Source organism: Sphingomonas sp. NIC1 (genome assembly GCF_001638925.1).
In the GTDB taxonomy this organism is placed as follows: domain Bacteria; phylum Pseudomonadota; class Alphaproteobacteria; order Sphingomonadales; family Sphingomonadaceae; genus Sphingomonas; species Sphingomonas aquatilis.
The window spans coordinates 1866384-1891125 of the sequence record NZ_CP015521.1; the positions used below are offsets into that span (position 1 = coordinate 1866384).

Genomic DNA, 24742 nt, shown 5'->3' on the forward strand with positions numbered 1-24742 from the left:
CGCCTCCCTCCCTCTCCCACCGGGAGAGGGAAGAGCCACCCAAGGCGGCGAAGGGTGAGGGCAGCTTGCTCACTTAACGATTCGCCGCGATGATCTGGCGGATGCGCGCCTCGACCGCGGGGTCGCGTGCGTCGGTGGGCTTGTCGCCATAGACCTGCGTCGCGGGCCGGCCCAGGCGGGCGCCGGACTGGTCGCCGGTGTCGACGGTCGTCTTCACCGACAGGCCGATGCGTAGCGGGTTCTGCGTCAGTTCCTTTGGCTCCAGTGCGATGCGCACCGGTACGCGCTGGACGATCTTGATCCAGTTGCCGCTGGCATTCTGCGGCGGCAGCAGCGCGAAGGCGTTGCCCGATCCCGCGCCGACGCCGACGACATGGCCATGGAACACCACGTCGCCGCCATACATGTCGGCGGTGACGGTGGCAGGCTGACCGATGCGCAGGTCCTTCAGCTGCGTTTCGCGGAAGTTGGCATCAACCCACACCTTGCCGAGCGGCACCACCGCCATCAGCGGCGTGCCCGCGGCGACCTGCTGGCCGATCTGCACGGTCCGTTGCGCGACGACGCCGTCGATCGGCGCAACGATGTGCATATGACTGCGGGTGATCGCGGCGCGGCGATAGGCGGCGATCGCGGCGAGCACGGCGGGGTTGGTGCTCGTGTCGGTGCCCTGCACCGCCGAGCGCGCCTGCGCCTGCTGGCTCTGCGCGAGGGCGAGGTTGGCGCGCGCCACCTTCACCGCATCGGCGGCATGCGCCAGTTCCTCGCCCGAGATCGCGCCCTGCGCGGCGGCGCCCTGGCGGCGTGCGTAATCGGCCTGCGCCGCGCTGAGCTGCGCGCGTGCCTGCACGATCGCCGCGCCGCTTTCGGAGACCTTGGAGAAGTCGGCGCGCGTCGCACGCACCGCCCGCGCCAGTTCCGCCGCGGCGGAGGCGAGCTGCACGTCCGCGGTCGCCGGATCGAGGTCGAGCAGCGGCTGCCCGGCCTTCACCGTCTGCGTATTGTCGGCATGGATCGCGGTGATCTGGCCCGGATCGCGTGCGGTGATCGCGACGACGTCACCGGCGACATAGGCGTCGTCGGTTTCTTCCTCGGGCTTGGCCAGCAGGAAGTGGAACACCGCCCAGACGATCGCGGCGATCACCACCACTGCGGCGAGGATCAGCATGCCGGTACGGCGTGCCTTGGGCTTGCCCTGTTGTGGCGCGGGGCCGGCGGGCTGTGCGCCGTCGTCGGTGTCGGTCTTGGAATCGGGCGCGTCGGTCATCGGGCGGGTTCCTGGGAGGAAAAGCCACCGCCGAGCGCCAGCACCAGCGCAACGCGCTGGCGGGCCGCATCGGCGGCAAGGTTGGTCTGGGCGCGTTCGGCGTCGAGCAGCCGGACGTCGGTGTCGATCAGCGACAGCTGGCTATCGAGGCCGCTGGCGACGCGCACCGCATTGAGGCGATTGGTTTCGGCAAAGCCGCGTACCACCTCGGCGGTGCGGGCGCGTTCCTGCGCCAGCGCGGTGATGCCGGCGATCGCATCCGCCGCTTCGCGCACCGCGCCAACGACGCGCTGGTTATAGTCGGCGGTGGCAAGGTCGACGCCTGCGGTCGCTCCGGCGAGATCCGCCTTCAGCCGGCCGTTGTCGAAGATCGGCAGATGGATCGCCGGTCCCGCGCCCGCCGTACCGGCATCGAGGCTGAAGAGGTTGCCAAGGCCGACCGCCTGGAAGCCGGCGAACGCGGCGAGGTTGATGTTGGGATAGAAAGCGCGGCGCGCGACCTGGCGGCCGGCGGCGGCGGCCTCGATCCGTGCCAGTGCGGCCGCGATGTCCGGGCGGCGCGCGATCAGGTCGGCGGGGACGCGCGCAGGCAGCGGCAAGGCGGTGTCGAGGCGCAGCGTCGCCGGGCGGATCGCGGCGGCATAATCGGGGCCGCGGCCGGCGAGCGCCGCCAGCGCGTTCACCGCACGGGCGCGGGCGCCGTCCGCCTCCGCCAGCGCGACGCGCGCTTGCGACAGGAGCGTCTGCGCGGCGGTCGCCTGCAGATTGCTCGCCAGTCGGTTGCGGATGCGCACGTCGACCAGCTGCACCGACCGTTCGCGCGTCGCGATCGTGCGGCGGGCGAGCGTCGCCTGCGCTTCGGCGCGCGCGAGGTCGATATAGGTCTGCACCACCGACCCCGCGATCGCGAGGCGCGCGGCGGCGACGTCGAGCGCGGCGGCGCGGGCGGAGGCGCGCGCGCCCTCGATTGCGGCCTTCTGGCGGCCGAACAGGTCGAGGTTCCAGTTGAGGTTCGCCTGCGCACTGCCGAGGAAGCGCACCGATCCGGCATAGGGCGGCGGGATGGTGTAGCGGCCCGACAGGCGCGAGACCTGTGCCGATCCGTCGAACGTCACGTCGGGGCCGCGCTCCGCATCACGCGCCGCCAGCATCGCCTGCGCCTGCGCGACACGGGCGAGCGCGGCGTCGAGATTGGGATTTTCCTTCGTCGCGTCGGCGACGAGGCGGTCGAGCTGAGGATCGCCGAACGCCGTCCACCAATCGTCCGCGATGGCGGGCGACGCGTCGGCGGCAAGCCCCAGCGACGCGGGCGCGACCGGTGCGACCGCAGGCGGACTGTGCGGCACCGCGCATGCGCTCGCCAGCAGCGCGAGCAGCAGGGCGGGTTTCGGCTTAAAGATATAGGGGGTCATGCACTGGCCCTTTCGTCGGCCGCGCGTTGCAGCGTGTCGCGCAGCCGCTGGAGCAGATGGATCGCCTGGTCGATGTCGCCGTCCGGCCAATCGGCCAGCCATTCATTCCACAGGCCAATGACGGTGTTGCGGACGTCCGTGGCGATCGCTTCGCCCGCGGGCGTCAGCGTCAGGCGCACGACGCGGCGATCCTCGTCGTTGCGGGTGCGCACGATCCAGCCGCGCTCTTCCAGCGTATCGACCAGCCGCGTCGTCGCGCCCTTATCGTGGCCGAGGTCGCGGGCGATTTCGGCGCAGGTTGTCGCTTGGGTGAAGCGGAGCGCCGCCAGCGCGCTCCATTGCGTCTTGGTTATGTCGGCGGCGGCGAACACCGGATCCATCGCCTGCGTGCCGAGCTGTTCGGCGCGGCGGATCAGATACCCGATCGAGCGCTCCGGCGCGAAATCCGACTCGGTGTAGAAGGGCATTTGGTTGCCATGGCAACCGTTGCCGAGGCAGTCAATCATGTTTCCGTATGTTCCTGATCCAACGGCCGGAAGGGCGGGCGCGTTCCATCGCTAACCGCTTCTTAGGGACGCGCGGCTAGACGGATACGCTCCGTTGCCCGGGACACGCCACATATGGAATTTCCGCTGATCGCCCCCCGGCCACCCCGGCTCAGCACGCTGACCGATGGGCTGCTGCGCGTCGAGGCGTCGGGCGTGTTCAGCAACAACGGGCCCGAGGTGCAGGCGTTCGAGCGCGAGGCGACGGCGCAGCTGTTCGGTGGGGTGGGCGATTGCCTGGCGGTCGGAAATGCGACGCTGGGGCTGATGCTCGCGATCCGGCAGGCGGTGCCCGCGCGGTGCGGCGGAGCGATGCCGCGGGCCGGCACGCTCGCGCTGATGCCCGCACTGACCTTCGCCGCGACCGCGCAGGCGGCGCTGTGGGCGGGGCTGACGCCGCTGATCGGCGATATCGAGCCGTCTTGCTGGATATCCGATCCCGCACAGGAGGAGGCGCTGCTCGCGCGCCACGGCGATCGGGTGGGCGTGATCGTGCCCTATGCGACCTTCGGCACCGGTCTGGATCTCGATCGCTATGCGTGGCTGGCGCGCCGTTATGACGTCGGCGTCGTCGTGGATGCGGCGGCGTCGCTGGGGACGATCGATGCGGCGGGACGCGGCTTCGGTACGGGTGCGCCCTTCGCCATCGTCTATTCGATGCATGCGACCAAGACCTTCGCGGTGGCGGAGGGGGGGCTGATCCATTGCGGCGATGCGGACCGGATCGCGTCGTTGCGCGCGATGGCCAATTTCGGGTTCGACCCGTCCGGATCGAGCGGCGCCCGCAGCGCGACGCTACCCGGGATCAACGCGAAGTTGCCCGAAGTGATCGCGCTGATGGCGCGCGCCAAGCTGACCGAGATCGATGCTGTGTGCGAGGCGCGGACTGCGATCGATGCCGCCTATCGCGCCGCCTTGCCCGGGTTCACGATGCAGGCGCCCGCCGCGCGGCGGCAGGCAACGCAGTTCATGCCGCTGCTGCTGCCGCCCGCACTCGTCGGCCATCGCGCGGCGATCGTCGCCGCGCTGGCGGCGGACGGCGTCGGCGTCGGACACTATTTCAGCCCGCATATCGGCGAACAGCCGCTGTTCCGCGACGTGGCGGTGATCGAGCCGACGCCGGTCGCCGACGATGTCGCCGCGCGCATGCTCAGCCTGCCGATCACCGATGCGATGACGCCCGCCGATGCGACCGAGATCGCGCACCGGCTGGTCCGCGCGATCGAACGCGTGGTGGACGCGGAAATGGCGCGGATGCTCGTGCCGCACGGGACGGAGCACGCAGTGGCGCAGGGCGCGGGGGATGACGTGAGGACAGTGGTGATCGGCGGCGGACCGGCTGGCACGGCGATGCTGACCGCGGCGAGCAAGCAGAACCGCCTGGTGCCGCTGATCGAGGCCGGGCTGGCGATTGTCGAGCGGGGGCCGCGCCTGGGTGCCGGGGCGCTGGGCGGCTATGCGATCCGATCGGACACGACCGCCGAGACCTTCCTGTCGGCGGTGAAGGACAATCCCCACCCCGAACTCGCCGCGCTGGCGCAGCATCCCGCGGCGCGGCTGATGGAGCGCTACATCGGCGAGCTCGGCGCGCCGCTGGCGGACACCGCGCCGCTGCTGGAGGCGACGGGTGAACGGCTGGGCACCATCGTCCGCGCGCATGGCGGCAGCGTGTTGACCGGCCATGAGGCGCAGGAGGTGCGACGGACCGCCGACGGGCGCTGGGCGACGCGCGTCGCCGACGGCCATGGTGCGGTGCGCACGATCCTGTCCGACCGGATCGTCGTGGCGACCGGCGGCTATCAGACCGACGAACAGGTCGCCGCGAAACGCGTCGCCGGCATGCCGCTGGGCGTGATGGCGGGCCGGCGGCTGATGCGTTCCGATATCGTGTTGCGTCAGGGCGGCATCGCGGCGGTGCAGGAGCGGCTGCGGGCGTGCCGGGCGCCGCGCATCGCGATCGTCGGTGCCTCGACCAGCGCGATCGCGGCGGCGGTGCTGTTGCTGAAGAGCCAGCCGGGCTTCGCCTTCGGTGCCGGCGCGATCACCATCGTGCATCGCCAGCCGCTCAAGCCCTTCTACCCGACGATCGCCGCGGCGCATGCCGAAGGCTTCCACGATTTCGACGAGAACGACATCTGCCCGGTCAGCGGTTTCGTGCTGCGCCTTGCCGGATTGCGGCTCGAATCGCGCGAATTGGTGCTGCGGATGCTGTCGCTGGGCGGTCGCACGCCCGATCCGCGCGTGACGACGCATCGCATCGCCGGCGATCACGATGCCGCCGCGCGCGCGATCATCGAAGGCGCGGATCTGGTGATCGGCGCGCTCGGCTATCGGCCGCGCTGCGTGCCGCTGATCGGCGTCGACGGCGCGCCGCTGTCGCTGGCGCATCACGTCGGGCGGCCGATGGTCGACCGGCATTGCCGCCTGCTCGACGCCACGGACCGGCCGGTGCCGGGCGCCTATGGCATCGGCCTGTCGGCAGGCTTCGTGCCCTGGGGGCGCCTGGGCGGCGAAGCGAGCTTCCGCGGGCAGGCGAACGGCCTGTGGCTGTGGCAGAATGACGTCGGCCAGATGATCGTCGACCAGGTGTTGGAACCGGAGGCGCGCGCAGTCGCTGCGTAGCCATGCCCATCGTGTCCCTGATCATCCCCGCGTATAACGGGGAACATTTCCTGCCCGACACGCTCCGGTCGCTTGAGCGCCAGACGCTGACCGACTGGGAGGCGATCGTCATTGACGATGGCTCGACCGACGCGACCCGCGCCATGATGCGGGACTGGCCGGACGCGCGTGTGCGGCTGATCGAGAATGCCGAAAATATGGGGCCGGTGCGCGCGCGCAATCGCGGCGTCGCGGCGGCGCGCGGGCGCTATGTCGCGGGCCTCGACCAGGACGACCTGTGTCTCCCTGAGCGGCTGGCACGGCAGGTCGCGTATCTGGAGGCGCATCCCGACGTCGCGCTGGTCGGGACGCAGGCATGCCAGCTGCGCGACGAGCGGGTGTCGCCGATGCACTATGCGCCGAACACGACGCCCGCGCTGATCACCTGGCTCAGCTGGATCGAAAATCCGCTCGTCTGGTCGACCGTGATGCTGCGCGCCGACACCGCCCGCGCGCTCGATCCCTTCACCCGGCCCGACCTGCTCTATGCCGAGGATTTCGACCTATACCACCGCGTCCAGCCACTCGGTCGGATCGCGCGGATCGATTCGCCCTTGGTTCTGTACCGCCAGCATGCGGGTGGCGTGTCGAAGCGCTTTATCGACACGATGCAGACCGCGGCGACGCGCGTGCTGGCGGAACGGCATGCCGCCGTGCTGGGCGCGGACGATGCCGCGACGCTCGCCCGGCTGCTGGTGCTGCACAACATGGGCGGCGTGCCGGTGCCCGATCGCGCGACGCTGATGCAACTGGGCGATGGCATCGCGGCGTTGCAGGCGGCGTTCCTGGCGGGTGTGCGGCCGAGTCGTGACGATGCGCGGCTGATCCGCTGGGAAACCGCGCGGCGCTGGGCGCGGATCGGGCGCGCCGGGCTGCGATCGGGTAGCGTCCAGATCGCCGATGTGGTCGCCGCGCGGCCGCCTCATCTGGGGCTGGGCTATGCCGGCCTCGAAACGTTGCTGTGGGACGGCGCGATCGGCACGGTGCGGCGCTGGCAGCGCACGCGGCGGGCGGCGTAGGCGGATCGGGGGCGGATCGCGTGCCGGGCCTGCGCGTTGGGCCGGCATGTTTACCAGCATCAATCCCGCGACCGGCCAGCCCGGCGACAGCATCCCCGAACTGACCGCCGACGCGCTCGACGCGGCGATCGCGCGTGCCGACAGCGCCTATCGCGCATGGCGGCTGACTCCGATCGCGGACCGTACCGCGCTGCTCGAACGGATTGCCGAACAGTTCGAGGCGAACACGCGCGAGCTTGCCGAGATCGCGACGCGTGAAATGGGCAAGACGCTGAAGTCTGCGATCGCCGAGGTGCAGAAATGTGCCGCCGCCTTCCGCCATTACGCGCAGGAGGGACCGGCGATGCTGGAGCCGCGCCGCTTCGACACGCCCGGCGGCCCGGCAACCGCGCATTGGCAGCCATTGGGCCCGGTGCTCGCGGTGATGCCGTGGAACTTCCCCTTCTGGCAGGTGGTGCGGTTCGCCGCGCCGACGATCCTCGCCGGCAATGTTGGGCTGCTGAAGCACGCCTCGCTGACGCAAGGCTGCGGCGCGGCGATCGAGCGGATGATCGTTGCCGCCGGTGCGCCCGCCGGCCTGTTCCAGAACCTCGCCATCCGCTCCGACAAGGTCGATGCGCTGATCGCCGACCCGCGCATCGTCGCGGTGACGCTGACGGGAAGCGAAGGCGCCGGCATCAAGGTCGCCGAGGCGGCGGGGCGCAACCTCAAGAAGGTGGTGCTGGAGCTCGGCGGGTCGGACCCGTTCATCGTCATGCCCTCCGCCGATCTCGACGCGGCGGTGAAGCAGGCGGTGACCGCGCGTATCCAGAATACCGGTCAGTCGTGCATCTGCGGCAAGCGGATGATCGTCCATGCCGACATCTACGACGCGTTCCTCGAGCGCTTTTCGGACGCGCTGCGCGCGGTGAAGGCGGGCGATCCGATGGATGCCGACACCGATATGGGACCGCTGTCGAGCGAGGAGCAGAGGCAGACCACGCTCGACCAGCTAGCCGCCATCCAGACGGCCGGCGGGCGGCTGCTGTTCGGGGGCGAAGCGTTGCCGGGCAAGGGCGCCTATATGTCGGCGGGCATCCTGGTCGATGTGCCGATCGACGATCCGGCCGCGCAGGAAGAGCTGTTCGGCCCGATCGCGATGGTGTTCCGCGCCGCCGACATCGATGCGGCGATCGCGCTGGCCAATGACGTGCCGTTTGGCCTGGGATCGTCGGTGTGGACCAACGACCCCGATGAGCGGGCGCGCTTCGAGCGCGATATCGAAGCGGGGATGGTCGCGGTGAATGCGATGCTGTCCTCGACGCCCGAAGCGCCGTTCGGTGGCATCAAGCGGTCAGGCCATGGTCGCGAGCTGGGCCCGTACGGTCTGCACGAGTTCATGAACCTCAAGACGGTGTTCGGCTGAGGCGTGCGGCTGGGGGATCGCCCTCAGCCGCGTCGTGCGGTCCAGGTGTAGAGGAACGAGATCCCTACCAGACCCAGGTCGATCGCGGCCTGGAACCGGCGCGGGCTCTGGTCGCCGATGTCATGCGTGATCAGGCGGATGTCGGGCGTCGGATGGCGCAACGCGACGAGCGACACGGCAGCCACCGCTGCGATCGTCCATTTGCGCCGGTCGGTCATTCGCGTCCCATCCCCTTCTGCGGGCAGGACATATCATGGCGCGGCCGTCACGGCCATAGTGTAGCATGCATTCGAAAAGCCACCATCGGCCTGCCGCGCATGGTCGGGTCGATAGGTCAGGCGGCGTCGTTGCGCAGCCCGTGCCGCACGCGGTCGCGGCCCGCCGCCTTCGCCTCGAACAGCGCGCGGTCGGCGTTGCGGTACATCGTCTTCCAGTCGATTTCGCGATGGAGCGGTCCGACGCAGGTGCCGATGCTGGCGGTGACGCCAAGGTCGAATGGCATACGATGACCGCGCAGCCCGTCGAGCACCAGCCGCGCATCGAGCGGCGCGGCGGCAGGTGTCAGGATCGCGAATTCCTCGCCGCCGATGCGCGCGATCAGCGATTCGGGTGCAGCGACGGAGCGCAGCGCGCGGGCGAAGACGCGCAACACCTCGTCGCCGCCATCATGTCCGATGGTTTCGTTGACCGCCTTGAAGTGATCGATGTCGATCAGAACCAATTGGTGTTCGCCCGCGCGCGCCATCGCCGCTTCCAGGAACGCGCGGCGGTTGAGCAGACCGGTCAGCGGATCGACCGCGGCCAGGCGCAGTGCCGCCACCTCCTGCGCACGCGCCTCGTCGCGTTCGCGGCTGAGCAGCCGGATGCGATAGGCGATGCCGACCGAGGACATCGACGCTTCCAGCGCGAGTGCGATGAAGGTGGAATTGTCGATCCACAGCTGCCACTTCACCAGGCTCATCGACGCCAGGATGCGGACGACCGCACACAGCACCGGCGGGCCCCAGGCGAGCGCGAACAGCAATAGGAAGCGGCTGCGCAACCGCCAGGCGCGCCATACCACCGGCACGGTCAGCGCGACGACCATGCAATAGCCGATCGTACACATCAGATCGGTCACCCCGGCGTAACGGGGCACGAACACGGTGAAGCTCGCCGCCGACAGCAACAGGAAACCGATGACCACGTTGCTGGCCGGCCGCAGCCATCCGTCGAAGACGCGGCGTTCCATGAACGCGCGCACGAATATCACCGCGCTGGCCGCGATCAGCGCGAGCAGCATATAGCTCAATCGCTGGCGATCGTTGTTGTCCATGCCGGTCAGCTGGCCGAGCAGGCCCGACGCGCTGAGCGCATAGGCGAGCAGGCACAGCACCATGACGCAATAGGCGGGCTGGAATCCCTGGCGCAGGGCCGCCCAGATCGCGAGATTGTAGATCAGCAGCGCCAGGCACATTCCGGCGAAGGCGGCATACAGCGCGACCATCTCGCGATCGCTGTTTTGTGCGGTGTGCCGATCGACCAGCACCGGTGCGACAAGGATGCCGCGGCGGTTCAGCGATCCCTCGACATGCCACAGCAATCGGTCCGGCGCGGCGGAATGGGCGGGCAGGGGGATCTGGATCACCGCACCCAGTTGCAGCAGCCGCCACGTCGTCCGGCTGGTGAAGGCGACATGGCGGATCGCCCCATCGGTGTAGCGGACATACAGCGTCACGCGATCCTGCCACACGCTGCCCTGCCGCAGCAGCTCGCCCGATGGTCCGGCCGTAAGAGGTTGCGACAGCAGCCAGTAACTGCCGGGGCCGAAGGCACGCTGGGGCGTCGTGCAGTCGAACCGATCGGGCGCGGCGAACAGGGCGGCGGGGTTCTGCGATCCGGTGTCGCGCAGCACGCAGGCCTTCAGCGGCGTGCGCGCGTGCGCCGCCGCGGGCAGGATGCAGCAGGCGATCGCAAAGCTCAGCACGATCATCGCGATGCGTCGCCAATGAAAACCTGCCGGCATATGGCTTGTCCCTAGCACCGGTTTTACAAAGCTTCGGTAAACGCGGCCATAGTTGACCTAGATGAAAAATCGCAGCGTTATCTGTGACATATACAGCCGCGTCGGGCCTTTTGGTTGACATTATGCCATGGGGGCGGCTGAATCGCGAACCATGGCATCGTCCCCCGACACGGCCCCGGCGCGCAGGCCGGGCAAGCAGAGCGAACCCAGGGCCGGCTGCGGCGCGGCGATCGTCGTCGATGGTCGCATCCTGCTGCTGCGCCGGCTGACCGATCCCGAGGCGGGCAGCTGGGGCCTTGCCGGCGGCAAGATCGACCTGTTCGAAACCGCCGAAGCCGCGATGCGGCGTGAAGTTGGCGAGGAATTGGGCATCGTCGTCGGCACGGTGCAACTGCTGTGCTTCGTCGACCAGATCGACGTGGCGGCGGGCACGCATTGGGTCGCGCCCATCTATCGCGTGCTGAGTTTCACCGGCACGCCGCGCAACTGCGAACCGGCCAAGCATGACGGGCCGGTCTGGTATCCGCTGGATGCGCTGCCGCCGAACCTCACCACGCCGACGCGGGCCGCGGTCGCTGCGCTGGCTATCAGCTGAGGGTGCGGTTCCAGCGTAGCCCGAGCACGGCGATGCGGGTGCGGGTGACGGCGATGCGCAGGTACAGCGGCGGCATCAGCGCCACCTCGGCAAAACCGGGCGCATGGCCGCCCTCGACGATCAGCGACACCATCTTGGCGACCAGCGCGGCGACGAGGCGGAGGTCGCTGTCGCTGCTGAGCGCCGCCAAATCCGTGCGCAGACGCCGACAGGCATCGTACGCACTCTCGGTCCAGACCAAGGGCCGCGTCTCCGCATCGCCCTGCGCGTGCGGTTGGCGATCGGCGATCGGGGCGCAAGGGACGAATGCGTCGGCCTGCCGCGCCATCTGCCAGCCGCCCAGCCAACCGACGATCTGGTCGCTGTCGACTACCCGCCCCGCCGCCAGATCGGCCAGCGCCGCCGCATCGGCGGGATCGGCCGCGTCGAGCGGTAGGCCGGCAAGGGGATCGTGCGGGTCCACGCCGGCTGGCTAACACGAAAACGGACCGGATCCGGGTGGATCCGATCCGTTTCGGAGGCAGTTGCGCTTGGTCGCGGTTACTTGGCGTCGACGGGTTCCGCCTTGCCCTTCTTGCGCGGCTTCTTCGGCGCGGCGGGCTCGATCGCGAACGACAACGCGCCGTCCTTCATCTTCACCGTCACCTCGCCGCCGTGGACCAGCTTGCCGAACAGCAGTTCCTCGGCGAGCGGCTGCTTGATCTTTTCCTGGATCAGGCGGCCCATCGGACGCGCGCCGTACAATTTGTCATAGCCCTTTTCGGTGAGCCACGACTTGGCGGCATCGTCCAGGTTGATGTGGACGTTGCGGTCGGCGAGCTGGAGTTCGAGCTGCAGGATGAACTTGTCGACGACGCGCGCGACGACTTCCGGCGGCAGGTAACCGAACGGCACGATCGCATCCAGCCGGTTGCGGAACTCCGGCGAGAACATCTTCTGCACCGCCTGCTCGTCCTCGCCCTCGCGGGTCAAATTGCCGAAGCCCACCGTCTCGCGCGCCATGTCGGCGGCGCCCGCATTGGTGGTCATGATCAGGATCACGTTGCGGAAATCGACCGTCTTGCCGTGCTGGTCGGTCAGGCGGCCATTGTCCATCACCTGCAGCAGGATGTTGAACAGGTCGGGATGCGCCTTCTCGATCTCGTCGAGCAGCAGCACGCAATGCGGGTTCTGGTCGACCGCATCGGTCAGCAGGCCGCCTTGATCGAAGCCGACATAGCCCGGGGGCGCGCCGATCAGCCGGCTGACCGAATGCCGCTCCATATATTCGGACATGTCGAACCGCTGGAGCGGGATGCCCAGGATCGACGACAGCTGCTTGGCGACTTCGGTCTTGCCGACGCCGGTGGGGCCGGTGAACAGATAGTTGCCGATCGGCTTTTCGGGATCGCGCAGGCCGGCACGGCTGAGCTTGATCGCCGCCGACAGCTTCTCGATCGCCGCATTCTGGCCGAACACGACGCGCTTCAGGTCCGTCTCCAGGCTTTCCAGTGCGGCGCGATCGTCGGTGCTGACCGACTTCGGCGGGATGCGCGCCATCGTCGCGATCACCGCTTCGATCTCCTTGGCGGTGATCGTCTTCTTGCGCTTGTTCGCGGGCACCAGCATCTGCATCGCGCCGACTTCGTCGATCACGTCGATCGCCTTGTCAGGCAGCTTGCGGTCGTTGATGTAGCGCGCGCTGAGTTCCACCGCCGACTTGATCGCGTCGGGCGTGTACTTGACCGAATGATGGTCCTCGAACGCCGAGCGCAACCCGGCGAGGATCTTGATCGTATCCTCGATCGTCGGTTCGTTGACGTCGATCTTCTGGAACCGGCGCAGCAGCGCGCGATCCTTTTCGAAGTGGTTGCGGAATTCCTTGTACGTCGTCGAACCGATGCAGCGGATCGAACCGCCCGACAGCGCGGGCTTCAGCAGGTTCGACGCGTCCATCGCGCCGCCGCTTGTCGCGCCCGCACCGATCACCGTATGGATCTCGTCGATGAACAGCACCGCATGCGGCAGCTTTTCGAGTTCGTTGACGACCGCCTTCAGCCGCTCCTCGAAGTCGCCGCGATAGCGCGTGCCGGCGAGCAGCGCGCCCATGTCGAGGCTGTAGATGACGGCTTCCTTCAGCACGTCGGGCACCTCGCCCTCGACGATCTTGCGCGCCAGGCCTTCCGCGATCGCGGTCTTGCCGACGCCGGGATCGCCCACGTACAGCGGGTTGTTCTTGCTGCGGCGGCACAGGATCTGGATCGTGCGATCCACCTCCGGCCCGCGACCGATCAGCGGATCGACCTTGCCGATCTTCGCCTTTTCGTTGAGGTCGACGGTGAACTGCTTGAGCGCGCTTTCGCTCTTGCCCTTGTCCTGGCCCTTTGCCGGCTTTTCCTCTTCGGCGCCCTTGGGGGTGGAGGCTTCGGTCTGCGCACCGCCCTTGCCGACGCCGTGGCTGATGAAGCTGACGGCATCCAGGCGGCTCATGTCCTGCTGCTGCAGGAAATAGACGGCGTAGCTCTCGCGCTCGCTGAACAGAGCGACGAGCACGTTGGCGCCGGTCACTTCGTCACGGCCCGACGACTGGACGTGCAGGATCGCGCGCTGGACGACGCGTTGGAAGCCGCTGGTCGGCGACGGATCGGTCGCGGTGTCGACCTTCAGCGCATCGAGTTCGGTGTCGAGGTAATGCGCGACGGTGGTCTTCAGGTCGCCGAGGTTGACGTGGCACGCCTCCATGACCTGGGATGCATGTTCGTCGGCGATCAGCGCGAGCAACAAATGCTCGAGCGTCGCATATTCGTGCCGCCGCGAGGACGCGGCCTCGAGCGCCTTGTGCAGCGTGGTCTCGAGCGCGGGGGCGAAGGATGGCATTCAGCTTACTCCAGTCGGACCGGATCGTGATGCCCGGCCCTTTCCACCTATGTCGGTATCGTTGGGCCGTGCATCAAGCGGCGGGCGGCACACCGGGCGGGGCTGGCGGGAACCCGATCCGGTGCGCGCGTCGCTCATCGCCGGAATAGCGCGTCGGCGCTTGCGCGATGGTTAACGGAGCGTTCGATATGCCGCCGGGTGCGCGCGATCTCGCCCTCCAGCGCGGCAATGCGCGCCTCCAGCTCGGCGACCGACAGCGGGTCGAGGTCCTGCCGCAGCAGCAGGCCGAGGGCGTCGTCGGGACGGGAGGGGGCGTCGTCCATATCCATGAAGCGCTAACGTTGACCCCCGCCGGTGCGATGTCAATAAGGTACCATAGGGCGCGCGCCGCGTTTGCGGCGGGCAACAGGGACAGGATGGGCGGATGGACGAACGGCAGCACGGGGCAACGATCCCCGCGACGATGCAGGCGATCGATCCAGAGGCGCATGGCGGGCCGGAGGTGCTGCGGCTGGTGGAACGCCCGGTGCCGCAGCCGCAATCGGGCGAGGTGCTGATCCGCGTCGCTGCCGCCGGGGTGAACCGCCCCGACGTACTCCAGCGCAAGGGCGGCTATCCGCCGCCGCCGGGCGCGCCGTCGATCATGGGGCTGGAGGTTTCCGGCACCGTCGTCGCCGTGGGCGAGGGCGTCGAGGATACGATGATCGGCCAGCCGGTCTGCGCGCTGATCGCAGGCGGCGGCTATGCCGAATATGCGGTCGCACCCGCGGGCCAGTGCCTGCCGGTGCCGCACGGGCTCGATATGGTCCATGCCGCGGCGATCCCCGAAACGCTGTTCACCGTGTGGACGAACCTGTTCGAACGCGCCTTTGCGACCGAGGGCGACAGCGTGCTGGTCCATGGCGGCACCAGCGGTATCGGCACGATGGCGATCGCTCTAGGTCAGCTGTTCGGGATGACGATCATCGTCACCGCCGGATCGGACGCCAAATGCGCCCGCGCGCTCGAACTCGGCGCGGCGCATGCGATCAACTACAAGACCGAAGATTTCGTCGAGCGCGTGAAGGCGATCACCGACGGCAAGGGCGTCACCGCGGTCATCGACATGGTCGGCGGCGACTATGTGCCACGCAACCTCCAATGCCTCGCCGACGATGGCCGCCACGTCTCGATCGCGGTACAGGGCGGCCCGACCGCGACGATCCCGATCTTCGAGATCATGCGCCGCCGCCTGACGCTGACCGGATCGACGCTGCGCCCACGCGACACCGCGTTCAAGACGCTGGTCGCCGACGAGATCGCGCGCACCGTCTGGCCGCACGTCGAGGCGGGCCGCCTGCGGCCTGTGATCGACAAGGTCTTCCCGCTGGCCGACGCCCCCGCGGCGCATGCGCGGTTGGAAGAGGGCGATCATGTGGGCAAGATCGTGCTGACGGTGTGAGGCGGCTGCACATGGACGCCCCAGACGTAAGGCCCCCGTCACCCCGGACTTGATCCGGGGTCCCGCTTTTACTGCCGCGAGAGGAAGAAGCGGGATCCCGGCTCAAGGCCGGGATGACGGGGAGAAAACCGCGCAATTCCACCACACGCCTTGCCCTTCGCGTGCGCGTACCGTACATCGAAGGGTGCAGCAGGCCGCTCCGGATGGGGCGGCCCTATTTATTTCCGACGGAGTTTTCCCGTGGCCCAGCCGCTCATGCCCCATGCGACCGCTTCCTGGCTGGTCGACAACACCTCGCTGTCGTTCGACCAGATCGCGGACTTCTGCGGTCTCCACATCCTCGAAGTGCAGGCGATCGCCGACGATACCGCCGCGACCAAGCTGACCGGCCGCGATCCGGTGCGTGCGCACGAGCTGACGCAGGACGAGATCGACAAGGGCCAGGCCGATCCCGCCTATCGCCTGAAGATGATCAAGGGCCCCGAGCAGGTCCGCCGCACCAAGGGGCCGCGCTACACGCCGGTGTCGAAGCGTCAGGACAAGCCGGACGGCATCGCCTGGATCATCCGCAACCATCCGGAAATCACCGATGGCGCGATCAGCAACCTGATCGGCACCACCCGCACGACGATCGCGGCGATCCGCGACCGCAGCCATTGGAACATCGCCAACATCACGCCCAAGGATCCGGTGACGCTGGGTCTGACGACGCAGCGCGAACTCGACGCCGCGGTCGCCAAGGCATCGAAGGGCACGGGCGAAGCCGCCCCGGCCGACACCCGCCTGGAAGGCGATCGCGAGGCGCTGATCGCGTCGCTGCGCGCCGAGCGCGACGCGGCGAACCGCGAGGTCGATTCCTACGACAACGATCCGGCAGCGGCCGCCCAGGCGCTGTTCCAGGACCCGTTCAAGCGCTGATCTAGCCCGTCACCCCGGGTCGAGCCCGGGGTGACGATATGTTAGGCGGTTCGCTCTGAACCCCCTCACACCACCGCGGGCGTCACCGCGACGCCCGCCACGCCCGGATCGAAGGCGAACAAGTTCCCCGCCTCGGGCTGCTCGGCCAGCGCCGCCGCGTCCAGCCCCTTGCGTGCGCTCGTCGCATAGGCCGTGCGCAAATCGGGTCCGCCGAACGCGATCTTGGTGATGTTCGACGCGGGTAGCCGCACCGTCCCCATCAGCTGGCCCGCTGGATCGTAGCGGCGCACGCCCCAGCCGCCCCACAAAGCGACCCACAGGCACCCGTCCGCGTCCGCAACCGAACCGTCGGGCCAGCCCGCCCCCTCTTCGATCGTGACGAAGCGCTCTTCCGGCCCCAGCGTGCCGTCGTCGCGGATTGCCGCGCGCCAGATCGTCTTGCCCAGCGTATCGGTGTGGTAGAGCGTCGATCCATGCACGGCCGGCCCGTTGGTGATCGTCACCGCCGGCAGCCCGCTGCATCGGATCGCGCCGCCGTGATGCGCGAACAGCCGGCCGGTATCGGCGCTCTCGCCATCGTCCATCGTCCCGAACCAGATGCGGCCGTGCGAATCGGTCGCCGCATCGTTCAGCCGGTTGTGCGTCGGATGGCCATCGGGCGTGGCATGCGGGCGGAAGGTGCCGTCGGCGGGATCGAAGCGATACAGGCCGCTCTGCAACCCGGCGATCATGCCGCCGTCCGCGGAGGGCAGCACCCAGCCGACCTGTTCGGGCGCGTCCCAGCGATGCGCGGTGCCGGTCGCCGGATCGAAGCGGTGGACGTGGCGCTGCTTGATGTCGACGAACCACAGGGCGGCGTCGCGGCCGATCCACACCGGGCCCTCGCCCAGCGTCGCCTGGACCGGCAGGACGGATCGAACATCATGGCGCATCGGGAATCATCCTCTCGTCTGTCCCGCGCACCATTCCCGCTCGCGGGGCCGGCGTCTAGTCAGACAAATGCGCGCGCCGGCAGGGTGACCTGCGCGACGAGGCCGCCGCCCTCGCGGGCATCCAGCGTCAACGCGCCGCCATGCAGGCTGGCGAGTTCGCGCACGATCGCCAGGCCGAAGCCATGGCCTTCGCCGCGTTCGTCCAGCCGCACGCCCGCCTGGGTGACGCGGCTGCGCTCTTCTTCGGGAATGCCGGGGCCGTCGTCGGTGACGGTCAGCACCAGCCGCCGCGCATCCGCCGGGTCGAGCGACGCGGACGCTTGCACCATGCTGCGGGCATGCTGCGCAGCATTATCGAGCAGGTTGCCGAGCAGTTCATCGAAATCCTGCGGCTCGATCGCCGCGACCGGATCGCCGCGGACGTCGGCGGTGATCGCCAGGCCGCGCATCCCGTGCAGCCGCCCGATCGCCTGCACCAGATCATCCACCGCGGGGCGCACCGCGGTGCTGGCGCGCGTATCGACCACACCGGCACGGGCGCGGGCGAGGTGATGGCGGATCGTCGCGTCGATCCGCTCGACCTGCGCGGCTCCCTCCGCATCTGCGCGGAGCCGCAACGCCAGCGTCGCGACCGGCGTCTTGAGCGCATGGCCGAGATTGGCCGCGGCCTGGCGCGCGGTGGCAAGCGCCTGCGCGCGGTCCGCGGCGAGCGCATTGAGTTCGGCGGCGAGGCCCTGCAGCTCGACGGGCTGGTCCTCATCGACCCGCTCCGCTTCACCGGCTCGTATCGCCGCGAGCTGCGCGCGCAGCCGGGCGAGCGGCTTCAACCCCAGCCGCAGCTGCACCAAGGTCGCCGTCGCGAGCAGTCCGGCGAGGATCGCCAGCGCGGCGAGCAACGGCACCAGCGCCTCGCGCAGCGGTCGTGCGATCACCCCGCGCGGTGCGGCGGCGAACAGCGTCACCGGGCCGCTACGCGTCGTCAGCACCAGCCGTCGCGCATGCAGGCGCGCGCCGCTGGCATCGGTGCCGTCCACGCCCTGCGGCCCCGCATCCGGTAGCGGCGCCGCGCCCGGTGGTGGCGGACCGGGCGGTCCCGGCAGGCGCGGGCCGGGTCGTGCCGCATCGGGCCGGGGCACGAACCGGTCGGTCGAGCCGATGGCACCACCCGGTGCCTCGATCCGCCACAACCAGTCGCGCCCCGCGTCCAGCGCCCCCTGCCGCTGCGCCAGCGCCGCGCGATCGACCCGGCCGTCGCCATCGACGACGCTCGCCATCAGCGCGATTTCGGCATCCAGCCGCCGGTCGATGCCTTCGGTGACGACGCGCTCCAGCACGCCCGCGATCGCCCAGCCGGCGATGCCCAGCGCCGCCAGGATCGCCACCGCCGACAGCAGCAGCATCCGCCCCTGCAACGATCGCGGCATCATGATCCGGCACCCCCGCACGTCAGCCGATACCCGCGCCCGCGGATCGTCTCGATCCGGTCGGCGCCGATCTTGCGACGCAGCCGGCCAACGATCACCTCCAGGCTGTTCGAATCGACATCGGCGTCACCTTCGTAGACGCGCTCCAGCAGGTCGAGCCGCTCGATCACCGCCTCCTTGCGCAGCATGAGGGCCGACAGCACGCGCCATTCGAACGCGGTCAGCTTCAGCGGCAGGCCGTCGAGCTCGAAATGCCCGATCTGCGTATCGAACGACAAGGGCCCGCAGGTCAGCACCGGCTGCGCGTGCCCCGCAGCGCGACGGACCAGCGCGCGCAGCCGCATCATCAGCTCTTCGACGCGGAATGGCTTCACCAAATAATCGTCGGCGCCCGCCTTGAACCCCGCCACCTTGTCCGACCAGCCGTCGCGCGCGGTCAGGATCAGTACCGGCAGCGCGCGCCCCGCCGCCCGCCATTCGCGCAGCACCGTGATGCCGTCCTTGCCGGACAGGCCCAGATCCAGGACGGCCGCGTCATAGGCCTCGGTCTCGCCCAGGTGCGCCGCGTCGATGCCGTCGGCGATCAGGTCGACCGCGCAATGCTCTGCCCGCAGCGCGCGCGCAATCGCCGGGCCCAGTTCGTCGTCGTCCTCGACCAGCAATATCCGCATGACACCCGTCACCTATGGCCCCTGCCTAAACCGAAACTGAACCGCATGGTTCAGCGGGCGTCGGCTGCGAATCGGTAGAACCCCCTCATCGACCCCCAAGGAGACGACAGATGGGTAGGTTCACGAAGCGTATGAAGGAAAAACTGACGCTGGAGCATCGCCAATGGGCGGCGCTGGGCGCAGTGGTGGTGCTCGCTGCAAGCGCTGGCGGCGCCGGCGCGATGGCAATGACGCGGCCGTCGATCGAAATGGCGCCGACCGTCGCCACGCCGATCGCCAAGCTCGCCTCGAGCAGCGGCATCGTCACGGTGAAGGGCCGCGTCGCCGAGGTGTTCGGCAACCGCATCGTCGTGCAGGACGGCAGCGGTCGCGCGATGATCGACGCCGGACCCGATGGCGCGAGCAACCTCACCACCGGCGCGCCGGTGATGGTGCAGGGCCGCTACGACCAGGGCCAGTTGCGGGCACAATTCCTCGTCGGCCCGAATGGTGCGGTCGAGGCGGTCGGCCCGGCGCATCCGCCGCACGGCCCCGGCGTGCCGCCCCCGCCTCCGGGTGCCGGCACTGCCGGTCCTCCGCCGCCCCCGCCGGGTGCCGGCCCCGCCGGTGCGCCCCCGCCGCCGCCGCCCGGCGCTGGCCCTGCCGGAGCGGGTCCGACCGGCGCACCGCCGCCGCCGCCCCCTGCCGGCGCGAACGGTGTCGCCCCGCCGCCGCCGCCGGGTGCAGCGGGCGCTCCGCCGGCCGCCGGCGCCCCGGTGCCGCCGCCCGCAGGCGCCCGTCCGCCGGCCCCCGCGGCAGGCGCCCCTACCGCGCCGCCGCCCGCCGCTCCGGCGCGCTGATCTGACGAGCCGGCTGCCCTGATGGGTGGCCGGCTTTTCCTATGGTCACGCAAAGACGCAAAGACGCGAAGACGCGACGATGGCGCGTTCCAGGCTACGCTCGACCCTGCCCATCGGATCATGACGGAAACGGCCGCGCGTGCGGCAGGCACGCCCCCTTCGCGTCTTAGCGTCTTCGCGTGACCAAACCGCCGCCACGCGAACCCCAGGCGGCTCTACCCCGCGGCGACCGCCGCATCGTCCAGCGCCGCCGCGCGGATCAGCGCCTCGCGGCTTGCCAACCGGCCCGCATATTCCTCGAACGCCGTGCGCTTGGGCAGCGACCCGAATTGCAGCCCCCATATCACCTGCGCCCCGACATAGACGTCCGCCGCGGTGAACCGATCGCCGGCGATGTACGGATGTGCCGCGACCGCGCGCTCCAGCACGTCGACCATGCGATCGTAATTGCCGTATCCCGCCATCCGCTGCTGCTCCGCGGTCGGCGCGACGCCCATCGATCGGTTGGTGATCGCCTGCTCCGCCGGCCCCGCGGCGAAGAACAGCCAGCGGTAGTAATCCGCGCGCTCGTCGTCGGTCGGTGCCAGCCCGGCGTCCGGAAAGGCGTCGGCGCAATAGGCGCAGATCGCCGCGCCTTCGGTCACCACATGGCCGCGATGAACGATCGCGGGCACCTTGGCCATCGGGTTGATCGACAGATACGGTTCGGCCTTCATCGTCGTCGCATAATCGAGCAGCACGACGTCATAAGGCGCGCCGGTTTCCTCGAGCATCCAGCGCGCGATCCGGCCGCGCGACATCGGGTTGGTGTAGAGCGTCAGATCGGCGGGCATCGGGCGTTCCTTCAGAGCTGCTTGCAGAACAGGTCGAGCATCCGGCCCCAGGCGCGTTCGGCCTGCGGCTGGTTGTAGACCTTGCTGTCGATGACGCACCAGCCGTGCATCGCGTCGGCATAGACCTGGATCTCCGCCGGGCGCTTCGCCGCGGCGAAGGCGTCGCGCAGCACGGTCTTGTCGTTGGGGCTGCGGGCATCGTCGTTGCTGGCGATCGCGATCAGATAGCCGCCGGCGAGCTTCGGGATCAGCCGGTGCGGGCTGTCCGCCGCCTCGCTGACGAGGCCGGCGCCATGGAAGGATGCGCCCGCATGCACGCGGTTCGGCACCGCGGCGGCGGTGCGCAGCACCATCGGCCCGCCCATGCAATAGCCCGCGCTACCGATGGGCCGCTTGGTGTCGACCTCCTTCTGCTTGTCGAGGAAGGTGACGAAGGTCGTCCCGTCGCGCGTCACCGCGTCCGCGGTCAGCGCCGCACGCCACGGCATGATCTTGTCGCGCACCGCGGGCTGGTCGAACGATTCGCCGGGCTGGACGATCGGCGACTTGGTCGACCGGTAGAATTGATTGACGACCAGCACCGCATAGCCTTCGCCCGCCAACCGGTCCGCCATCTGCCGGAACGCAGGCCGCAGCCCCATGATGTCCGGCCACATCAGCACGCCCGGATGCTTGCCGCTGGCCGGCGCGGTGAAATAGGCGTCGCATTGCCCGTCGGGCGTCGTGATCGTGACGTCGCGGCCCTTCACGGGTTTGGCGTCGGCCGAGGTCGGCAGCAGCGCCGCCATGCCCACCGCACCGGCAGACGCGCCCAATTGGCGGCGGGTGAGATGGGTGGCGTTATCGGCTTCGGTGATCTCGTCGCACATGCGGCCTCTCCTGATGTTGTGGGGAGGCTAATCGAGTGCGGGCCGTGGCTCCAGCCGGAAAAGCGTGTGGCCAAAGACCTTTGCCCCGCCCACCACCGCCGTCATTCCCGCGCAGGCGGGAATCCAGACGCGCTACCGTTCCGATTCCATCGCGGACGTCAGAGGTTCTGGATCCCCGCCTCAGCGGGGATGACGGTGGTGGGGCGGCCGACGATCGCCCCCACCCACCCCGTCACCCCGGACTTGTTCCGGGGTCCACCGGGCCGCAAGGGGATGGCAGGATCCTCAAACCAACCCCCTCGCCGCAGAGTGGACCCCGGACCAAGTCCGGGGTGACGGAAGGGGAGCAACCCTTAACGCGGGCTCGCCTCACGCTTGCCGTCTAGCCGCCGCGCGATGCCCCACGGATTGGCGTCGTCCAGCGCCTTCGGCAGCAGCGCCGGTGCCAAATTCTGGAAACACACCGGCCGCAGATAGCGCGCGATGGCGAGCGTACCGACCGACGTCGTGCGCCCGTCGCTCGTCGCCGGGAAGGGGCCGCCATGCACCATCGCCGGCGCGACCTCGACACCCGTCGGCCAGCCATTGGCGAGGATGCGACCCACGCGGCGCGCGATCACCGGCACGAGCCGCACGGCATCGGCCTCGTCGGCGGCGTCCATCTGCAGCGTCGCGGTCAACTGGCCTTCCAGTCCGGCGATGACGCGCGCGATCTCCGCCATGTCGCGGCAGCGCACGACGACCGACGACGATCCGAATACCTCATGGCTCAGCGCGTGGTCGGCCAGGAACGCCTCGGCCGTCGTGTCGAAGATCGCGCCGACCGCCTGGTTGACGCCATCGCCCACCTTGCCGCGCGCGACGGTCTTCACCGCATCATGGCCGGCAAGCGCATCGACGCCCTGTTCGAAGCTCGCATGGATGCCCGGCGTCAGCATCGTCGCCGGTGCCGCGTCGGTCATCGCCGCCGCGGCAGAGGCGATGAACGCATCGAGATCGGGGCCGTCGATCGCCAGCACCAGACCGGGGTTGGTGCAGAACTGGCCCGCGCCCATCGTCAGCGACGCGACGAATTCCTTGCCCAGCGCCTCGCCCCGTGCGGCGAGCGCGGCGGGGAACAGCACGACCGGGTTGATGCTCGACATTTCGGCATAGACCGGGATCGGTTCCTCACGCTCGGCGGCGATGCGGACCAGCGCGAGGCCCCCGCCACGCGATCCGGTGAAGCCCACCGCCTGGATACGCGGATCGCGCACCAGCGCAGCCCCCAGTTCGTTCGTTTCGCCGGGCAGGTAGGAGAAGACTCCCGCGGGCAGGCCACTGTCCTTCACCGCTTGGGCGATCGCCCGCGCGACCAGTTCGCCGGTGCCCGGGTGCGCCGGATGGCCCTTCACCACCACCGGGCAGCCCGCAGCGAGCGCCGAGGCGGTGTCGCCGCCCGCGACCGAGAAGGCGAGCGGGAAATTCGATGCGCCGAACACCGCGACCGGCCCGATCGCGACATTGACGCGACGCAGGTCGGGGCGCGGCAGCGGCGCACGGTCCGGCATCGCCGGATCGATCGTCGCGTCGAGGAAATCACCTTGGCGCACCACGCCCGCGAACAGCTTCAGCTGGCCGACGGTCCGCCCGCGCTCGCCCTCCAGCCGCATGCGCGGCAGGCCGCTTTCCGCCATCGCGCGCACGATCAGGTCATCGCCGAGTCCCACGATGTTGTCGGCGATCCGCTCGAGGAACGCGGCGCGCGTCTCGGGATCGGTCGCGGCAAAGGCGGGGAAGGCGGCATCGGCCAGCGCACACGCCTCCGCCACTGCATCGGCACCCGCCGACGAGAAATCGGGGGTCAGCGTCTCGCCGGTCGCAGGGTTGACCGCGGTGAAACGGGTCTCGGCCTGGCGAGTGTCGCCGCCGATCAGCAGGGCGCCGTCGATCATGGATGTGCCTCGTATCGAAGATAATGTCTGACTAATTGTAGGGCGGCACGACGCTGCGGACAATGACCGATTGTTCGGGAGTCGCTACCCATTCCCCACCACCCGTTCGTGCTGAGCGTGTCGAAGCACGGGTTGCCAAATGCGCGCCGTCTCCTGTGGCAACGCGCCCTTCGACAGGCTCAGGGCGAACGGGGGTGGTGTGAATGGGCAGCGTTTACAAAAACGCCCGCCCGCCCGTCACGGGGATCGTCGCGCCCGTGATATAGCTCGATTCATCGCTCGCCAGCAGCACATAGGCGGGCGCCAGCTCCGCCGGTTGCGCAGCGCGGCCGAGCGGCGTGTTCTCGCCGAACGTCTTCACCGCTTCCGGCGGCATCGTCGACGGGATCAGCGGCGTCCACACCGGCCCCGGCGCGACGGCGTTCACGCGGATCTTCCGCTCCGCGAGCATCTGCCCCAGGCCGGAGGTGAAATTGTAGATCGCGCCCTTCGTCGTCGCATAGGCGAGCAATTGCTGGTTGGGGTCCTGCGCGTTGATCGATGTCGTGTTGATGATCGATGCGCCTTCGCCCATGTGCGCGACCGCGGCCTTCGACAGATAGAACATGGCATGGATGTTGGTGGCGAAGGTCAGCTGCCATTCCTCGTCGGCGATATCTTCCAGCGTCTCGAAGCTGCGCTGGTGCGCGGCATTGTTGACCAGCACGTCGATCCGGCCGAGCGCCTCCACCGCCTTGGCGATCACGGTGCGGCACTGGTCGGGCTGCGACAGGTCGCCCGCGACCAGCACCGCCTGCTGGCCCTCCGCCTCGACCAGCGCCTTGGTCGCCTCGGCGTCGTCATGTTCGTCGAGATAGGCGATCAGCACGTCGGCGCCCTCGCGCGCAAAGGCCAGGGCGACCGCGCGGCCGATGCCGCTGTCGCCGCCGGTGACGATCGTCTTCTTGCCGGCAAGGCGCCCTGAGCCCTTGTAGCTCGATTCGCCATGGTCGGGGCGCGGGTCCATCGCCTCGGTACGGCCGGGGATCGCCTGCTGCTGTTCGGGATAGGGCGGGGTGGGGTAATCGGTCATGGGGCACTCCTTCGCTCCGGCCAACCGATCGCGTGCTTACCCGT

Annotated in this window: 22 protein-coding genes; 7 read left to right on the forward strand and 15 right to left on the reverse strand. The window is 69.4% G+C overall.

The window, feature by feature from the left end; genetic code table 11:
- Positions 1-73: 73 nt before the first annotated feature.
- From A7E77_RS08980 to A7E77_RS08990, 3 genes are read right to left on the reverse strand one after another with little or no spacing between them, the layout of a single operon-like run.
- The gene (locus A7E77_RS08980) at positions 74-1267 is read right to left on the reverse strand and encodes an efflux RND transporter periplasmic adaptor subunit (protein ID WP_063687344.1); all 1194 of its coding nucleotides are present in this window, start codon (positions 1265-1267) and stop codon (positions 74-76) included.
- A complete protein-coding gene (locus tag A7E77_RS08985; RefSeq protein WP_063687346.1) occupies positions 1264-2679 on the reverse strand; it encodes an efflux transporter outer membrane subunit in 1416 nt (471 codons plus the stop codon). Before A7E77_RS08985 ends, A7E77_RS08980 begins: the two co-directional genes overlap by 4 nt.
- Positions 2676-3146: a MarR family winged helix-turn-helix transcriptional regulator gene (locus A7E77_RS08990; RefSeq protein WP_063687348.1), complete on the reverse strand. Its 471-nt coding sequence runs from the start codon at positions 3144-3146 to the stop codon at positions 2676-2678. The genes A7E77_RS08985 and A7E77_RS08990 overlap by 4 nt, the downstream gene beginning before the upstream one ends.
- Positions 3147-3299: 153 nt before the next feature.
- Here A7E77_RS08990 and A7E77_RS08995 point away from each other — a divergent pair, with 153 nt between their 5' ends.
- Genes A7E77_RS08995 through A7E77_RS09005 form a run of 3 tightly spaced genes read left to right on the forward strand, consistent with a single transcriptional unit; the run spans position 3300 to position 8309 of the window.
- Positions 3300-5846, forward strand: a complete 2547-nt coding sequence (locus A7E77_RS08995; protein WP_063687350.1) for a DegT/DnrJ/EryC1/StrS family aminotransferase — start codon at positions 3300-3302, stop codon at positions 5844-5846.
- A 2-nt stretch (positions 5847-5848) separates the two neighbouring features.
- Positions 5849-6904 carry a glycosyltransferase family 2 protein gene (locus A7E77_RS09000; protein ID WP_063687353.1) on the forward strand — a complete coding sequence of 352 codons (1056 nt, stop codon included), beginning with the start codon at positions 5849-5851 and terminating at the stop codon, positions 6902-6904.
- Between the two features lie 46 nt (positions 6905-6950).
- Entirely contained in the window at positions 6951-8309 is a 1359-nt protein-coding gene (locus A7E77_RS09005) for an NAD-dependent succinate-semialdehyde dehydrogenase (RefSeq protein WP_063687355.1), read from the forward strand.
- Positions 8310-8332: 23 nt separating this feature from the next.
- Here the strand turns inward: A7E77_RS09005 and A7E77_RS09010 are convergent, their stop codons facing one another.
- Positions 8333-8527: a hypothetical protein gene (locus A7E77_RS09010; protein WP_017977419.1), complete on the reverse strand. Its 195-nt coding sequence runs from the start codon at positions 8525-8527 to the stop codon at positions 8333-8335.
- Between the two features lie 116 nt (positions 8528-8643).
- Positions 8644-10314 (reverse strand): sensor domain-containing diguanylate cyclase, encoded by a 1671-nt coding sequence (locus A7E77_RS09015; protein ID WP_063687357.1) that lies wholly within the window; start codon positions 10312-10314, stop codon positions 8644-8646.
- Between the two features lie 151 nt (positions 10315-10465).
- On the opposite strand from A7E77_RS09015, the gene A7E77_RS09020 reads away from it, so the two are divergent.
- Positions 10466-10909 carry an NUDIX domain-containing protein gene (locus tag A7E77_RS09020; protein WP_063687359.1) on the forward strand — a complete coding sequence of 148 codons (444 nt, stop codon included), beginning with the start codon at positions 10466-10468 and terminating at the stop codon, positions 10907-10909.
- On the opposite strand, the gene A7E77_RS09025 is transcribed toward A7E77_RS09020, so the two are convergent.
- From A7E77_RS09025 to A7E77_RS09035, 3 genes are all read right to left on the reverse strand, one after another.
- Positions 10902-11372 (reverse strand): hypothetical protein, encoded by a 471-nt coding sequence (locus A7E77_RS09025; RefSeq protein WP_063687361.1) that lies wholly within the window; start codon positions 11370-11372, stop codon positions 10902-10904. The genes A7E77_RS09020 and A7E77_RS09025 overlap by 8 nt on opposite strands.
- A 77-nt stretch (positions 11373-11449) precedes the next feature.
- Positions 11450-13765, reverse strand: a complete 2316-nt coding sequence (gene clpA, locus A7E77_RS09030) for an ATP-dependent Clp protease ATP-binding subunit ClpA (RefSeq protein ID WP_017977423.1) — start codon at positions 13763-13765, stop codon at positions 11450-11452.
- 134 nt (positions 13766-13899) lie between these two features.
- Positions 13900-14094, reverse strand: coding sequence for a DUF1192 domain-containing protein (locus tag A7E77_RS09035; RefSeq protein ID WP_017977424.1), 195 nt, complete (start codon positions 14092-14094; stop codon positions 13900-13902).
- A 95-nt stretch (positions 14095-14189) separates the two neighbouring features.
- Between A7E77_RS09035 and A7E77_RS09040 the strand changes: the two genes are divergently transcribed.
- Both A7E77_RS09040 and A7E77_RS09045 read left to right on the forward strand, forming a co-directional pair.
- Positions 14190-15206, forward strand: coding sequence for an NAD(P)H-quinone oxidoreductase (locus A7E77_RS09040; RefSeq protein WP_078462258.1), 1017 nt, complete (start codon positions 14190-14192; stop codon positions 15204-15206).
- Between the two features lie 240 nt (positions 15207-15446).
- A complete protein-coding gene (locus tag A7E77_RS09045; RefSeq protein ID WP_020486343.1) occupies positions 15447-16124 on the forward strand; it encodes a DUF1013 domain-containing protein in 678 nt (225 codons plus the stop codon).
- Between the two features lie 65 nt (positions 16125-16189).
- On the opposite strand, the gene A7E77_RS09050 is transcribed toward A7E77_RS09045, so the two are convergent.
- From A7E77_RS09050 to A7E77_RS09060, 3 genes are read right to left on the reverse strand one after another with little or no spacing between them, the layout of a single operon-like run.
- Complete coding sequence (locus tag A7E77_RS09050) at positions 16190-17056, reverse strand: SMP-30/gluconolactonase/LRE family protein (protein WP_063687363.1); 867 nt, start codon at positions 17054-17056, stop codon at positions 16190-16192.
- Between the two features lie 59 nt (positions 17057-17115).
- Positions 17116-18483 (reverse strand): ATP-binding protein, encoded by a 1368-nt coding sequence (locus A7E77_RS09055; protein WP_063687364.1) that lies wholly within the window; start codon positions 18481-18483, stop codon positions 17116-17118.
- A complete protein-coding gene (locus tag A7E77_RS09060) occupies positions 18480-19151 on the reverse strand; it encodes a response regulator transcription factor (protein WP_063687365.1) in 672 nt (223 codons plus the stop codon). Before A7E77_RS09060 ends, A7E77_RS09055 begins: the two co-directional genes overlap by 4 nt.
- 110 nt (positions 19152-19261) lie before the next feature.
- Here A7E77_RS09060 and A7E77_RS18465 point away from each other — a divergent pair, with 110 nt between their 5' ends.
- Entirely contained in the window at positions 19262-19990 is a 729-nt protein-coding gene (locus A7E77_RS18465; RefSeq protein WP_264176989.1) for a hypothetical protein, read from the forward strand.
- A 215-nt stretch (positions 19991-20205) separates the two neighbouring features.
- Here the strand turns inward: A7E77_RS18465 and A7E77_RS09070 are convergent, their stop codons facing one another.
- The 4 genes from A7E77_RS09070 to A7E77_RS09085 all read right to left on the reverse strand — a co-directional run bounded on the left by A7E77_RS09070 (position 20206) and on the right by A7E77_RS09085 (position 24698).
- A complete protein-coding gene (locus tag A7E77_RS09070; protein ID WP_063687367.1) occupies positions 20206-20823 on the reverse strand; it encodes a glutathione S-transferase family protein in 618 nt (205 codons plus the stop codon).
- Between the two features lie 11 nt (positions 20824-20834).
- Positions 20835-21692 (reverse strand): dienelactone hydrolase family protein, encoded by an 858-nt coding sequence (locus A7E77_RS09075; RefSeq protein ID WP_063687369.1) that lies wholly within the window; start codon positions 21690-21692, stop codon positions 20835-20837.
- 353 nt (positions 21693-22045) lie between these two features.
- Positions 22046-23626 (reverse strand): aldehyde dehydrogenase (NADP(+)), encoded by a 1581-nt coding sequence (locus A7E77_RS09080; RefSeq protein ID WP_063687373.1) that lies wholly within the window; start codon positions 23624-23626, stop codon positions 22046-22048.
- 214 nt (positions 23627-23840) lie between these two features.
- Entirely contained in the window at positions 23841-24698 is an 858-nt protein-coding gene (locus tag A7E77_RS09085) for a glucose 1-dehydrogenase (RefSeq protein WP_063687374.1), read from the reverse strand.
- Positions 24699-24742: the final 44 nt, after the last annotated feature.

What these genes read in the sequence shown, in the direction of transcription:
- A7E77_RS08995 (WP_063687350.1), top strand. Translation starts at nt 3,300, where the DNA reads ATGGAATTTCCGCTGATCGCCCCCCGGCCACCCCGGCTCAGCACGCTG.
- A7E77_RS09020 (WP_063687359.1), top strand. Translation starts at nt 10,466, where the DNA reads ATGGCATCGTCCCCCGACACGGCCCCGGCGCGCAGGCCGGGCAAGCAG.
- A7E77_RS09060 (WP_063687365.1), bottom strand. Translation starts at nt 19,151, where the DNA reads ATGCGGATATTGCTGGTCGAGGACGACGACGAACTGGGCCCGGCGATT.
- A7E77_RS09070 (WP_063687367.1), bottom strand. Translation starts at nt 20,823, where the DNA reads ATGCCCGCCGATCTGACGCTCTACACCAACCCGATGTCGCGCGGCCGG.
- A7E77_RS09035 (WP_017977424.1), bottom strand. Translation starts at nt 14,094, where the DNA reads ATGGATATGGACGACGCCCCCTCCCGTCCCGACGACGCCCTCGGCCTG.
- A7E77_RS18465 (WP_264176989.1), top strand. Translation starts at nt 19,262, where the DNA reads ATGGGTAGGTTCACGAAGCGTATGAAGGAAAAACTGACGCTGGAGCAT.
- A7E77_RS09010 (WP_017977419.1), bottom strand. Translation starts at nt 8,527, where the DNA reads ATGACCGACCGGCGCAAATGGACGATCGCAGCGGTGGCTGCCGTGTCG.
- A7E77_RS09040 (WP_078462258.1), top strand. Translation starts at nt 14,190, where the DNA reads ATGGACGAACGGCAGCACGGGGCAACGATCCCCGCGACGATGCAGGCG.
- A7E77_RS08990 (WP_063687348.1), bottom strand. Translation starts at nt 3,146, where the DNA reads ATGCCCTTCTACACCGAGTCGGATTTCGCGCCGGAGCGCTCGATCGGG.
- A7E77_RS09085 (WP_063687374.1), bottom strand. Translation starts at nt 24,698, where the DNA reads ATGACCGATTACCCCACCCCGCCCTATCCCGAACAGCAGCAGGCGATC.
- A7E77_RS09055 (WP_063687364.1), bottom strand. Translation starts at nt 18,483, where the DNA reads ATGATGCCGCGATCGTTGCAGGGGCGGATGCTGCTGCTGTCGGCGGTG.
- A7E77_RS09015 (WP_063687357.1), bottom strand. Translation starts at nt 10,314, where the DNA reads ATGCCGGCAGGTTTTCATTGGCGACGCATCGCGATGATCGTGCTGAGC.
- A7E77_RS09075 (WP_063687369.1), bottom strand. Translation starts at nt 21,692, where the DNA reads ATGTGCGACGAGATCACCGAAGCCGATAACGCCACCCATCTCACCCGC.
- A7E77_RS09050 (WP_063687363.1), bottom strand. Translation starts at nt 17,056, where the DNA reads ATGCGCCATGATGTTCGATCCGTCCTGCCGGTCCAGGCGACGCTGGGC.
- A7E77_RS09005 (WP_063687355.1), top strand. Translation starts at nt 6,951, where the DNA reads ATGTTTACCAGCATCAATCCCGCGACCGGCCAGCCCGGCGACAGCATC.
- A7E77_RS08980 (WP_063687344.1), bottom strand. Translation starts at nt 1,267, where the DNA reads ATGACCGACGCGCCCGATTCCAAGACCGACACCGACGACGGCGCACAG.
- A7E77_RS08985 (WP_063687346.1), bottom strand. Translation starts at nt 2,679, where the DNA reads ATGACCCCCTATATCTTTAAGCCGAAACCCGCCCTGCTGCTCGCGCTG.
- A7E77_RS09000 (WP_063687353.1), top strand. Translation starts at nt 5,849, where the DNA reads ATGCCCATCGTGTCCCTGATCATCCCCGCGTATAACGGGGAACATTTC.
- clpA (WP_017977423.1), bottom strand. Translation starts at nt 13,765, where the DNA reads ATGCCATCCTTCGCCCCCGCGCTCGAGACCACGCTGCACAAGGCGCTC.
- A7E77_RS09080 (WP_063687373.1), bottom strand. Translation starts at nt 23,626, where the DNA reads ATGATCGACGGCGCCCTGCTGATCGGCGGCGACACTCGCCAGGCCGAG.